Annotated in this window: 2 protein-coding genes; both read right to left on the bottom strand. The window is 73.0% G+C overall.

Translation table 11 applies throughout. From position 1 onward, the window contains the following. Nucleotides 1–13: 13 nt before the first annotated feature. Nucleotides 14–6,355, bottom strand: coding sequence for a type I polyketide synthase (locus AB0C66_RS34770; protein ID WP_362448164.1), 6,342 nt, complete (start codon nucleotides 6,353–6,355; stop codon nucleotides 14–16). A gap of 41 nt (nucleotides 6,356–6,396) precedes the next feature. Continuing rightward, nucleotides 6,397–14,406, bottom strand: a complete 8,010-nt coding sequence (locus AB0C66_RS34765; protein WP_362448372.1) for an SDR family NAD(P)-dependent oxidoreductase — start codon at nucleotides 14,404–14,406, stop codon at nucleotides 6,397–6,399. Between the last annotated feature and the right edge of the window lie 15 nt (nucleotides 14,407–14,421).

Genomic DNA, 14,421 nt, shown 5'->3' with positions numbered 1-14,421 from the left:
TGGCGCCGGGGCGTCAGCGCGTGCCTCGGCCCGTGTCGCGCGGACGGCGTTCCAGCCAGTCCTCGATGGCCTGCGCGGTGGGTGTGGAGTGGTCCTCCATCATGGTGAAGTGGTTGCCCCGCACATCGACGATGTCGTGCGGCAGCTCCCAGAAGGACCGCCAGTCGGGCAGCTCCTCCAGCTTCAGGGAGCCGGTGGACAGCGGTTCCCGCGCGCGGACCAGCAGGGTGGGGGTACGGATCGGCTCCGGCTCCCAGGTGCCGAAGAGGTTGAGGTACCAGCCCATGGCGGACAGCCGGTCGTCGTCCATGGTGACGAACACGCCCTCGCGCTCGGTCATCCCGTCCATCAGGGACAGTCCGAACTGGTTGAGGATGCTGCTCTTGGGCACGTAGGTGTCCACCAGGACCACGGCGGCGGGCTCGAGGCCCATCCGCTCCAGATGTCCGGCCGCGGCCTGGGCGAACCACCCTCCCGCCGAGGAGCCGAGCAGTACGATCGGCGCCCCGTCGGCGGCCTCCGCCACCGCCTCGGCCTGTGCCGCCACCACCGCGTCCGCGGTCTCCGGCAGCGACTCCCCGCGGCCGAACCCCGGCAGCGCGAGGGCCGACACATTGCGGCGGCCGCGCAGGGAGGCCGCGAACCGGGCGTACTGGTGGATGCCCGCCACCGCCAGGCAGGAGGAGAAGCAGAACATATGCTCCTCGGCCGGGCCCTTGCTGAGCCTGACCGGCGTCGGCAGCCGGTCCAGCTCGGCGGTGGAGGAGAACCGCGGCCGCAGCGCCGCGGTGGCGTGCAGCAGATCGAAGATCTCTTTCCACTTCCCGGTCTCGAACGCCTGGGTGTACAGCGCGGAGAGCGTGGTGGAGTCCCCGGACGCGGCGGGCACGGTCCGCGCCGGTGCCGCACCGCCGTCCGCGGGCGCCGACTGCCGGGCGGCCGCCAGATCGGTACGCAGCCGGGCGGCCAGATCGGCGGGGCTCTCATGGTCGAACACCAAGGTGGCGGGGAGCCGCAGCCCGGTCGCCGCGTTCAGCCGGTTGCGCAGTTCCACCGCGGTGAGGGAGTCGAAGCCGGAGTCCACGAACTCATGGCCGGGGCCGACGGCGGACGGGTCAGGATGGCCGAGCACGGTGGCCACCTGGGCACACACCAACTCGACCAGGACCGTGTGCTGTTCGTCCTCGGAGAGCCCGGCCAGCCGGTCCGTCAGCGCCGCTCCGCCGCCGGAGCCACCGCCGCGGGTGGCCGCGCCCGCCCGCCGCGCCGGTGCGCGGACCAGTCCGCGCAGCAGCAGGGGCACCGAACCCGATCCCGCGCCCGCGCGCAGCGCGGCGAGGTCGATCCGCATCGGGACCAGCAGCGGGGTGTCCAGGGCGAGTGCGGTGTCCAGCAGTTCCATGCCCTGCTCGGAGGAGAGCGGGGCCACCCCGGAGCGGGTGGTCTGCGCGGTGTCCACCGCCCCGGTCATCGTGCTGCTCTGTGCCCACAGCCCCCAGGCCAGCGAGTGCGCGGGCAGTCCCAGCGCCCTGCGGTGCTGGGCGAACGCGTCCAGGAAGCCGTTGGCGGCCGCGTAGTTGCCCTGCCCCGCGCCGCCGAGCACACCGGCCGCGGAGGAGAAGAGCACGAACGCCGACAGATCCAGGCCCTGGGTCACCTCGTGCAGATTGAGCACGGCGTCGACCTTCGGCCGCAGCACCCGGTCCACCCGCTCCGGGGTGAGCGAGGAGATCACGCCGTCGTCCAGCACCCCTGCGGTGTGGAACACCCCGGTCAGCGGACGGTCGGCGGGCACCCGGGCCACCAGCTCCGCCAGGGCGTCCCGGTCGGCGGTGTCACAGGCCGCGACCGTCACCGTGGCGCCCAACGCGGCGAGTTCGTCGCGGAGTTGACCGACGCCCTCGGCCGCCGCGCCACGGCGGCTGGTCAGCAGCAGATGGCGGACACCGTGGCCGGTCACCAGGTGGCGGGCGAGCAGCCCGCCCAGGGTGCCGGTGGCGCCGGTGATCAGCACGGTGCCCTCGGGGTCCAGCGCCCGGTCCGTGGCGGTGCCGCCCTGCGCACGCGCCAGCCGCGGGGTGTGCGGCACTCCGGCGCGCAGCGCGAGCTGGGGTTCGCCGGAGGCCAGCGCGGCCGGCAGGGCGCGTACCGAGTCCTCGTGTTCATCGAGATCGACCAGGGTGAACCGGTCGGGGTTCTCCGACTGCGCGGAGCGCACCAGCCCCCAGACGGCGGCGTGCGCCAGATCCGGCACGTCCTCGCCGGGTTCGACGCCCACCGCGCCACGGGTGACGAACACCAGCCGGGAATCGGCGAACCGCTCGTCGGCCAGCCAGGTCCGCGCCAGTTCCAGCGCGGTGTGCACGGATGTGCGTACCGCACCGGCGAGTTCGGCGGGCTCCGGGGCGCAGGAGATCAGGACGGCGGCGGGCGCGGACGTCCCGGCGTCGACCGCGGCGCCCAGCGACTCCAGGTCCGCGTACGACTCCAGGTGGACCCCGGCCTCGAAAAGGTCCTCGGTCACCTTGAGGCCGTCGTCGCCGATGAGCGCGGCCCGGCCGAGCGGGGGCGGCGCCGGTGCGGTGATGGCCGGAGCGGGCCAGTCGAGCCGGAACAGCGACTCACTGGCGGCCGCGCGGGCACCGCTGAGCTGGTCACCGGTCATCTTCCGCAGCAGCAGCCCGTCGACGGTGGCCACCGGACGGCCCTCGGGGTCGGCCACCGCGAGTGCCACGGTGTCCGCTCCCGCCGGGGAGATCCGCACCCGGACCTCATCGGCGCCGGTGGCGTGCAGGGACACCCCGGTCCAGGAGAACGGCAGCCGTCCCCGCGCGGTGTCCGGGTCCTCGCCGTCGAACAGGGTGCCGAGGGCGATGCCGTGCAGCGAGGCGTCGAGCAGGGCGGGGTGGATGCCGTACCCCTCGGCGGACTGCCGCTGCTCCTGGCCGAGCCGTACCTCGGCGAACACCTCGTCGCCGCGCAGCCAGGCGGCGCGCAGGCCCTGGAACGCGGGGCCGTAGCCGAAGCCGCTCGCGGCGAACCGCTCGTACACATCGCTGACGTCGAGTTCGGTGGCGTCCGCCGGGGGCCATGCGGTCAGCTCCCGCGGTGTGGCCGGTTCGGCGGTGGCGAGGGTGCCGGTGGCGTGCGGGGTCCACGGTTCGCCGAACCCGGCGCCGTCCGGGCGGGAGTGGACGTTCAGCGGGCGCCGCCCGCCGTCGTCGGGTTCGCCGACGGTCACCCGGAGGGTGAGCGCGCCCCGCGTGGGCAGGATCAGCGGCGCCTGGAGGGTCAGCTCCTCCACCTGGTCGCAGCCGACCTGGTCGCCCGCCTGGACGGCGAGTTCGAGGAAGGCGGTGCCGGGGAAGAGGACCGTGCCGGAGACGGCGTGGTCGGCCAGCCACGGCTGGGCGGCCAGCGAAAGCCGTCCGGTGAGGACCAGACCGTCGGAGTCGGCGAGTTCGACGGCGGCGCCCAGCAGCGGATGGCGGGCGGCGCCCAGACCCGCGGAGGCCATGTCGCCCGCGGCGGCGGGCGCGTCGAGCCAGTAGCGCTGCCGCTGGAACGCGTAGGTGGGCAGCTCGACGGGGTGTGCGCCACGGCCCGCGAACATCCGCTCCCAGTCGACGTGGCCACCGAGGGCGTGCAGCAGCCCGACGCCGGACAGCACCGTCTCGGCCTCGGGCCGGTCGTCGCGCAGCAGCGGGACGAACGAGGCCGCCCCTGCGTCGGACACACACTCCTGGCCCATGGCGGAGAGCACACCGGCGGGGCCGATCTCCACATAGCGGGTCACGCCCTGGGCCTCGAGGGAGCGGATGCCGTCCTTGAACCGCACCTCCTGACGCACATGGCGCACCCAGTACTCGGGGGTGCACAGCTCCTCGCCCACCGCTTCCCCGGTCACATTGGAGATCACCGCCATCCGGGGCGCGGCATAGGTGATCGAGGCCGCCACCTCGCCGAACGCGGCGAGCATGGGGTCCATCAGCGGGGAGTGGGAGGCGGCGGAGATCCGCAGTCGCTTGCTCTTGGCGCCGACGGCGGCGGTGACCGCGGCGGCCACGTCCAGGACCGCGCGCTCCTCACCGGAGATCACGGTGGCGGCCGGGCCATTGACCGCGGCCAGGCTCACCCGGTCCTCGTAGCCCGCAAGATGGGGCAGCACCTCGGCCTCGGCGGTCCGAAGGGAGACCATCGCGCCACCGGCGGGCAGCGCGTCCATCAGCCGTCCGCGGGCCGCGACCAGCGCACAGGCGTCCTCGAGCGAGAAGACGCCCGCCACATGGGCCGCCGCCAGTTCACCGACCGAGTGGCCGACCAGGAAGTCCGGGGTGACGCCCCAGGACTCGACCAGCCGGTGGAGCGCCACCTCGATGGCGAACAGCCCGGTCTGGGTGAACACGGTCCGGTTCAGTGTCTCCGCGTCCTCGCCGAACATCACCTCGCGCACGGAACGGTCGATGTGGCCCGTCAGATGGCGGTCGAGCCCGGCACAGACGGTGTCGAAGGCGGTCGCGAACACCGGGAAGGCGGAGTGCAGGGCACGTCCCATGCCGAGCCGCTGTGCGCCCTGCCCGGGGAACAGGAACGCCGTGCCGCCCGCACCTGCCACCGCGCCGGAGTCCACGCCCTTGGCCAGCCGCTCCAGTCCGCGCAGCAGCTCCTCGCGGCCGCTCCCGGTGACAACGGCGCGGTGCGGGAAGGTGGCGCGGGTGAGGGCGAGCGAATAGCCGATGTCCACCGGGGACACCTCGGGTGAGCGCTCCACATACGCGCGCAGCCGGTCGGCCTGTTCCCGCAGCGCCTCCTCGGACCGCCCGGAGACCGGCCAGGGGACGGCGTCGCAGGTGACGGCGGGTGCGACAGCTGTCTCGGGGGCGGTGTCCGCCGCGGTGGCGCCCGGTGCGGTGGCGCCCGGTGCGGTGGCGCCCGGTGCGGTGGCTTCGGGTTCGGCGGCCTCCTCCGGGGGTGCCTGCTCGAGGATCACATGGGCGTTGGTGCCGCTGAACCCGAAGGCGGACACCGCGGCGCGGCGCGGCCGTTCGGTCTCCGTCCTGGGCCATTCCCTGGCCTCGGACAGCAGTTCCACCGCGCCCGAGGACCAGTCGACGTTGGGGGTGGGCTCCTCCGCGTGCAGCGTTTTGGGCAGCACAGCGTGGCGCAGCGCCAGCACGGTCTTGATGACACCGCCGACCCCGGCCGCGGCCTGGGTGTGGCCGATGTTGGACTTCAGCGAACCCAGCCACAGCGGATGGCCCTCGGGCCGCTCCTTGCCGTACGTGGCCAGCAGCGCGCCCGCCTCGATCGGATCGCCCAGCGAGGTGCCGGTGCCATGGGCCTCCACCGCGTCCACGTCGGCGGCGGTGAGTCCGGCGTCGGCGAGCGCCTGGCGGATGACCCGCTGCTGGGAGGGGCCGTTGGGGGCGGTGAGCCCGCTGCTCGCACCGTCCTGGTTGACGGCGCTGCCGCGCAGCACCGCGAGTACCCGGTGGCCGTTGCGCCGCGCGTCCGACAGGCGTTCCATGAGCAGCATGCCCACGCCCTCGCCCCAGCCGGTGCCGTCGGCGTCCGCGGAGAACGCCTTGCACCGGCCGTCGGAGGCGAGGCCGCGCTGACGGCTGAAGTCCACGAACGCCACCGGCGTGGACATCACCATGGACCCGCCGACCAGGGCGAGTCCGCACTCCTCCTTGCGCAGCGCACGCGCCGCCAGGTGCACGGCCACCAGCGAGGAGGAGCAGGCCGTGTCGACGGTGACGGCGGGGCCCTCCAGACCGAAGGTGTAGGCGATACGGCCGGAGGCGATACTGCCCGAACCGCCGCTGCCGACATAGCCCTCGACATCGTCGGCCACCTGCCGCAGCCGGGTGGCGTAGTCCTGGTACATCACCCCGGCGAACACACCGGTGCGGGTGGCGCGCAGCGAGGCGGGGTCGATCCCGGCCCGCTCCATCGCCTCCCATGAGGTTTCCAGCAGCAGCCGCTGCTGCGGGTCCATGGCCAGCGCCTCGCGCGGCGAGATGCCGAAGAACGCGGGGTCGAACCGGTCGGCCCCGGCGAGGAATCCGCCTTCGCGCGCATAGCTGGTCCCCGGCTTGTCCGGGTCCGGGTCGTAGAGCGCGTCCAGGTCCCAGCCGCGGTCGGCGGGGAAGGCCGACACCGCGTCCCGGCCGTTCGCCACCAGCTCCCACAGGTCCTCGGGCGACGCCACCCCACCTGGGTAGCGGCACGCCATCCCGATGATGGCGATCGGCTCCCGGTCCCTGTCCTCGAGCTCCTGAACACGCCGGCGCGTACGGTGCAGATCCGTGGTCACGCGCTTGAGGTAGTCGCGGAGCTTTGCCTCGCTCACCGTGTACCGCCCATCTCTTTGAGTTCCGTTCGTGAGCACAATCAGGACAGGCCGAGTTCGTTCTCGATGAAGTCGAAGATCTCATCGTCCGAGGCGGCGTCGATGCGAGTGGAGACCACGTCGTCCGCGCCCTCCGCGTGCCGCGCGTCCTCCTGGATCCGGCCCAGCTGGGCCAGCAGGTCCTGCAACCGGGTGGTGAGGGCCTCACGCGCCCCGTCGTCCGCGGCGAAGCGGCCCAGGCCCCGTTCCAGGGTGTCGAGTTCCGGGAAGGTGGCGCCCGTGGCGGCGAACGCCTCCGGCGCGATCTCGGCTTCCAGGAACTCGGCGATCGCCTTCGAGGTCGGGTAGTCGAAGAGCAGCGTCACCGGCAGCCGCCGTCCGGTGGCCTTGCCCAGCTGGTTGCGGAGTTCGACAGCGGTGAGCGAGTCGAAGCCGAGGTCCAGCAGACCGCGCTCCGCCTCGACGGCCGACACACCCTCGTAGCCGAGCACCCCGGCGACGGTCGTACGGACCAGATCCAGCAGGAAGCGGCCGCGCTCGGCGTCCGGCAGAGCCGACAGATGCCTCTTGAGCCCCTCGGGCCCGTCGGGGCCACCACCGGCTCCGGTGGCCGCGGCGGTGCGGCGGACGGACGGGCGCGCGGGGGTCCGCACCAGCCCGCGCAGCAGCGCCGGGACCGAGCCGGAGGACGCCGTGAACGCGGCGGTGTCCAGCCGCATCGGCAGTACGACCGGGGCGTCCAGCGCCCGTGCGGCGTCGAAGAGCCGCGCCCCGTCCGCCGAGGAGAACGGCACGATGCCACCGCGCGCCAGCCGGGTCAGATCGGCGTCGGCCAGCTTGCCGGTCATCTCACTGCGCTGGGCCCACAGCCCCCACGCCTGCGACTGGACGGGGTGGCCCTGGGCACGGCAGTGCTGGGCGAAGGCGTCCAGGAAGGCGTTGGCCGCGGCGTAGTTGCCCTGGCCCATCCCGCCGAAGGTGCCCGCGATGGAGGAGAACAGCACCAGGGCGGACAGGTTCAGCTCGCGGGTCAGCTCGTACAGATTCACGGCGGCGTCGACCTTCGGACGCAGCACCCGGTCCACCCGCTCGGGAGTGAGCGAGGAGACCACACCGTCGTCCAGCACGCCTGCCGTATGCACCACCGCCGTCAGCGGATGCGCGGCCGGGACGGTGGCCAGCAGTTTCGCCAGCGCCTCGCGGTCGGACACATCACATGCGGCGAGCGTCACGTCCGCGCCCAACGCGTTGATGTCGGCGATGAGTTCGGCCGCGCCGTCGGCTTCCGGGCCACGGCGCCCGGCGAGCAGCAGATGCCGGACACCTCCCTCGGCGGCCAGATGGCGGGCGATGACCCCGCCGATGGTGCCGGTGGCGCCGGTGACGAGCACCGTGCCGCGGGGATCCCACGCGGGAGCCCCCTCGGTGGCTTCCGCGGCCGTGGCGGCGGAGGTGCGCGGGGTGGGGGCCAGCCGGGCCACGCTGACGGCACCGTCGCGGATCGCCAACTGTGGCTCGTCCAGGGCCAGGGCGGTGGTCAGGGCGGAGACCGAACGCTGGTGTTCATCGAGGTCGACGAGGACGAACCGGTCGGGGTTCTCCGACTGCGCGGAGCGCACCAGACCCCAGACGGCGGCGTGCGCCAGATCCGGCACGTCCCCGGCGGGTTCGAGGGCCACCGCGCCACGGGTGAGGAACACCAGCCGGGAATCGGCGAACCGCTCCTCGGTCAGCCACGCCCGCACCAGTTCCAGCGCCCGGTGGCATGCCGCCCGTACCGAGTCGGCCACTCCCCCGGGCTCCGGCACACACGGCACCAGGAGGGTGGTGGGCACCTCGGCGGCTTCGACGGGCAGCGCCGACAGCTCCCGGTAGCCACGCACATCGAGGCCGACCAGTTTGAAGTCGTCGTCGCCGAGGAGTCCCCAGCCCTCGGTGGTGAGCGGTTCCCGCCCGGCGGGCTCGTCGGCCGTGGCCACCCAGTCCAGCCGGTACAGCGCGTCGCCGACACCACCGGGGCCCGTGTCGACGAGCCGTTCGGGACGCTTGCGCAGCACCAGGGATTCGACCGTGGCCACCGGTCGGCCGATGGCGTCGGCCACGGTGAGCGCGACCGTGTCGGTGCCGTTCGGCGTCAGCCGTACCCGCACCTCGCCCGCCCCGGCGGCGTGCAGGGACACACCGGTCCAGGAGAACGGCAGCCGTCCCTCGCCCGCCTTCAGCATCGGGCCGAGCGCGATGGTGTGCAGAGCGGCGTCCAGCAGGGCGGGGTGCAGCCCGTACGCGGTGGCGTCGGACTGCCGCTCCTGGGCGAGCCGCACCTCGGCGAACACCTCGTCGCCGCGCAGCCAGGCGGCCCGCAGCCCCTGGAACGCCGGACCGTAGCCGAAGCCGTTCTCGGCGAACCGCTCGTACAGGTCCGTGACATCGATCGCCTCGGCGCCCTGCGGCGGCCATACCCCGCCCAGGTCGTACGAGCCGTCGGGCGCACCGGTGATCAGCGCCCCGCTGGCGTGCTGGGTCCAGGGCAGGTCCGCGCCGGTGTCCGCGGGTGTGCCCGGGCCGGTGGCCTGCGGACGGGAGTAGACGGTGAGCGCGCGGGCGCCCCTCTCGTCCGGTGGTTCCACGACCAGCTGGAGGGTGACGGCGCCGCGCTCGGGGAGGATCAGCGGTGCCTGGAGGGTCAGTTCCTCGACGTGGTCACAGCCGACCTGGTCACCGGCCTGGATGGCCAGCTCCAGGAAGGCGGTGCCGGGGAAGAGAACCGCACCGGAGACGGCGTGGTCGGCCAGCCACGGATGGCTGCGCACGGACAGGCTCGAGGTCAGCACCAGCCCGTCGGAACCGGCCAGTTCGACGGCCGCGCCCAGCAGCGGATGCTCCGCCGTGCCCAGACCGGCCGACGTCATATCGCCCACGGTGGCGGGCGCGTCGAGCCAGTAGCGCTGGCGCTGGAAAGCGTAGGTGGGCAGCTCGACGCGGTGGGCGCCACGGCCCGTGAACACCCGCTCCCAGTCCACCGCACCGCCATGGCAGTGCAGCAGTCCGATGGCGGTGTGCAGCGCCTCGACCTCGTCGCGGTCCTTGCGCAGCAGCGGAACGAACGCGGGGTCGGTGTCGGTGTTGGAGTCGGTCGCCTTGTCGTCGGTGACACATTCCTGGCTCATGGCGGTGAGCACACCGGCCGGACCCAGCTCGACAAAGCGCGTCACACCCTGAGCCCTGAGGGTGCGGATGCCATCGGCGAACCGCACCGCCTGCCGCACATGACGCACCCAGTACTCCGGAGAGCACACCTCCCCACCGGCCACCTCGCCCGTCACATTCGACACGATCGGGACGACAGGCGCGGTGAAGGTGACACGGTGTGCGACGGCGGCGAACTCGGCGAGCATCGGCTCCATCAACGGCGAGTGGAACGCATGCGACACCCGAAGCCGCTTGCTCTTACACCCCACCACCTCCGCGATCTCCAACACCGCTGTCTCCTCCCCGGAGATGACCGTCGCACGCGGTCCATTGACCGCCGCCACACTCACCCGGTCCTCGAGACCCGCCAGATGCGGCAATACCTCGGCTTCAGGCGCCTGAAGAGACACCATCGCGCCACCCTCCGGCAACGCCTGCATCAACCGACCCCGAGCCGCCACCAAAGCGCAAGCGTCCTCCAACGAGAACACCCCCGCCACATGAGCCGCCGCCAACTCACCCACCGAATGACCCACCAAGAAGTCCGCCACCACACCCCAGGACTCCAGCAGGCTGAACAGCGCCACCTCAAAGGCGAACAGCCCCGACTGCGTGAACACCGTCCGATCCAGCGCCCCGGCGTCCTCACCGAACACCACCGACCGCACCGAACCATCCAGATGACGTTCCAACTCCGCACAGACAGCGTCGAAGACCGACGCGAACACCGGGAAGGCGTCATACAGCTCACGCCCCATACCCAGGCGCTGCGCGCCCTGCCCCGTGAACATCAACGCCGTCCGGCCACTCACGGCCGCCGTGCCCGGTGCGAAGTCGGAGGCCAGGTCCGCCAGCCCAGCGAGCAGCGCCTCGCGGTCGGAGCCGACCACGGTGGCACGGTGCGAGAACGCCGAACGGCTCAACGCCAGCGAATAGCCCACATCCACCGGCGACAACTCCGGCCGCGCCGCCACATACCCCCGCAACCGCTCCGCCTGCGCCCGCAACGCCCCCTCACCACGGCCTGAAAGCACCCACGGCACCACATCCGTCACCACCGACGGCTGCGGTGCGACGGCTTCCACCGGCTCCGCCACCGGGCCCTGCTCCAGCACCACATGCACATTGGTGCCGCTGACGCCGAAGGCGGAGACACCCGCACGCCGTGGCCGTCCGGTCTCGGGCCAGTCGCGGACGTCGGTGAGCAATTCCACGGCACCGGCCGACCAGTCCACGTTCGGCGAGCGCTCGTGGGCGTGCAGCGTCCTGGGCAGCAGTCCCTGCCGCAGTGCCAGCACCATCTTGATGACCCCCGCCACGCCCGAAGCGGCCTGGGTGTGGCCGATGTTGGACTTCAGCGCGCCCAGCCACAGTGGCCGGTCCGCGTCGCGCTCCTGGCCGTAGGTGGCCATCAGGGCCTGTGCCTCGATCGGGTCGCCCAGTGAGGTACCGGTGCCATGTGCCTCGACCGCGTCCACGCCGGTGGCGGTGATACCCGCGTTCGCCAGCGCCTGCCGGATCACCCGCTGCTGCGAGGGGCCGTTGGGGGCGGTGAGGCCGTTGCTGGCGCCGTCCTGGTTGACGGCGGAGCCCCGTACGAGGGCCAGCACCTCATGGCCGTTGGCCCGCGCGTCCGACAGCCGCTCCAGCAGCAGCATCCCGACGCCCTCGGCCCACCCGGCACCGTCCGCACCCGCGGAGAACGCCTTGCAGCGGCCGTCGGGGGCCATGGCGCGCTGACGGCTGAACTCGATGAAGGTGTCCAGAGTGGACATCACCACCACACCGCCCGCGAGCGCCATCGTGCACTCGCCCTGACGCAGTGCCTGTGCCGCCTGGTGGAGGGCGACCAGCGACGAGGAGCAGGCGGTGTCGATGGTGACGGCCGGGCCCTCGAGACCGAAGACGTACGAGATCCGGCCCGACGCCACACTGCTCGCGCTGCCCGTGGCGAGATAGCCCTCGAACTCCTCGGGCGCGCGCTGGAACCGCGATCCGTAGTCGTTGTAGCTCGCGCCGATGAACACACCCGCTCGGCTGCCCTTGACCGCGGCGGGGTCGATCCCGGCCCGTTCGAAGGCTTCCCAGGTCGTCTCGAGCAGCAGCCGCTGCTGCGGGTCGATGGCCAGCGCCTCGCGCGGGGAGATACCGAAGAACTCGGGGTCGAAGTGGTCGGCGTCGTAGAGGAAACCGCCGCCGGTGGCGTAGAAGGTGCCGGGCTTGTCGGGGTCGGGATCGAAGTGGCCGTCGATGTCCCAGCCGCGGTCGGTGGGGAAGTCCCCGATGGCGTCGCGGCCGTCCATGAGCAACTGCCACAGTTCCTCGGGGGTGCGGACACCGCCGGGGAGGCGGCAGCTCATCGCCACGATCGCGATCGGGTCGTCGTCGGTCACCGCGTTCACGGCCGCCGGGCCCGCCGGGGCGTCCGTCGCACCGGGCCCGGTGGCACCGGTCTCGGCGAGCAGGAAACGGGTCAGGGAGGTGACATTCGGATAGTCGAAGACAAGCGTGACCGGCAGCCGCAGTCCGGTGGCGGTGCCGAGCCGGTTGCGCAGGTCGACGGCGGTCAGGGAGTCGAACCCCAGCTCGCGGAAGGCACGTCCGGTTTCGACGGCCGAGGCGTCCGGGTAGCCGAGCGCGGCCGCCACCTCGGTGCTGACGAGCTCCATCAGCGCCTCTTCGGCCTCCTGCGGCGACAGTCCGTCGAGCCGCTGGGCCAGCGGGGTCACCGGGTCGCCCACACCGGTGTCCGCCGCTCCCCGCTCCGACAGCCCCCGCACCTCGGGGAGTTCACGGAGGACGGCGGCGGAGGCCGACGAGGGGGTGGCGGCGATGAGCCGGTCCCAGGCGATGTCGGCCACCGCCACATAGGTGTCGGACACGTCGAGGGCGCGCTGAAGGGCCGTAATGGCCGGTTCCGGTGCCATCGCGGGCATACCAGTGGCGTGCAGCCGGGCCTCCACGGCCTCGTCGACCAGCCCGCCGCCGGACCACGCGCCCCATGCGAGGGAGGTGGCGGCGAGGCCCTCGCCGCGGCGCTGCTGCGCGAGGGCGTCGAGGAAGGCGTTGGCGGCCGCGTAGCTCCCCTGTCCGGGGCCGCCGAGCGTGCCCGCGAAGGAGGAGAAGAGCACGAAGGCGGACAGTTCGCGGTCCCGGGTCAGCTCGTGCAGGTGCAGGGCCGCGTCCACCTTGGGGCGCAGCACCCCGTCGGCCCGTTCCGGGGTGAGGGTGTCGAGCACACCGTCGTCCAGGACTCCCGCGGTGTGCACCACGGCGTCGAGCGGGGTCTCGTCGTCGTCCAGCCCGGTGAGCAGGGCGGCCAGCGCGTCGCGGTCGGCCACGTCGCACGCCGCCACGGTCACCCGGACGCCCGATGCACGCAACTCGTCCGCAAGTTCGGCGGCACCGGGGGCATCCGGACCGCGGCGGCTGGTGAGCACCAGGTGTGCGGCGCCACCGCGCGCCAGCCAGCGGGCCACATGGGCGCCGAGGCCCCCGGTGCCGCCGGTGACCAGCACGGTGCCGCGCGGCTGCCACCGGTCGGGGGCTTGCGCGGGTGCGGTGGCGGCGTGCACGAGTCGGCGTCCGTAGATCCCGGAGCCACGGACGGCCACCTGGTCCTCGCCGTCCAGCGCGCCCGCGAGCACTCCGCACAGCCGGGCGATGGCGCGGTCGTCGAGGGTGTCGGGCAGGTCGAGCAGCCCGCCCCACCGCTGGGGGTACTCCACGGCCGCGATACGGCCCAGTCCCCAGGTGAGGGCCTGGAGGGGGTGGTCCAGCGGGTCGGCGCGGCCGACGGACACCGCCCCACGAGTGGCGTACCAGAGCGGGATGTCGGTCCCGGTGTCGCCGAGGGCCTGGAGCAGGGCGAGGTTGAGGGCAAGTCCGGCCGGCTGCGCGGTGTCCGTACGGTACGGCTGTTCGGCGAGGGCCAGGAGGGAGAGCACACCGGTCGGCGGGGTGTCCGCCGTCTCCTGGCCGAGGCGCCGTGCGAGGGTGCCGCGGACGGCGTCGGCCTCGGTCAGCTCCAGCACCCGGGCGGCGGCGCCGTGGGCCCGCAGCGCCTCGGCGATGAGCTCGCCCTCGGGGGCTCCGGCCGGGGTGGCGATGAGCCAGCTGGCACCGGCCGTCGCCGGGGTGTGCGAGGTGGCGAGCGCGTCGCCCAGGGGCTTCCAGCTGATGTGGTAGCGCAGGGCGTCCTGGGCGGAACGCTCACGGCGGGCCCGGCGCCACGCGGCGAGCGCGGGCACCACCATCGCCAGCGAGGATTCCTCGGCGTCGAGGTCCAGTGCGGTGGCGAGGGCTTCGAGGTCGCCGCGGTCCACGGTGTCCCAGAACTCGGCGTCGGCGGGGTCGCCTTCGGCCGTCACCGGCCCCGCGGCACCCTCCAGCCAGTACCGCTGACGCTGGAACGCATACGTCGGCAACGCCACCACCGAAGCGCCCAGCCCCGACAGCACCGCACCCCAGTCCACCGCCACACCACGAACGAACGCCTCACCCAACGACGCCAAAAGCCGCCCCGGACCACCCTCATCACGCCGCAACGACCCCACCACCACGGCATCCTCCACCGTGGCCTGCACCGGCATCGTCAACACCGGATGCGGACTCATCTCCAGAAACGTCCCGAAACCAGCCGACGCCAACCCCCGCACCGCCGACTCCAGCTCCACCGTCTCCCGCAGATTCGTGTACCAATACCCCGCGTCCAAACCCACGGTGTCCACCGGCCCACCCGTCACCGTGGACCAGAACGGCACCTCGGCGCTGCGTGGCGCGATCGGCGCGAGCACATCGAGGAGTTCTTCGCGCAACTCCTCGACATGCGCCGAGTGGGACGCGTAGTCCACCGGGATGATCTTCGCGCGTACGTC

Origin of the sequence: Streptomyces sp. NPDC048636, from assembly GCF_040650655.1 — a bacterium.
GTDB lineage: Bacteria > Actinomycetota > Actinomycetes > Streptomycetales > Streptomycetaceae > Streptomyces.
The sequence above is the reverse complement of the archived record's forward strand: the minus strand, read 5'-3'. Positions and strand labels throughout refer to the sequence as shown.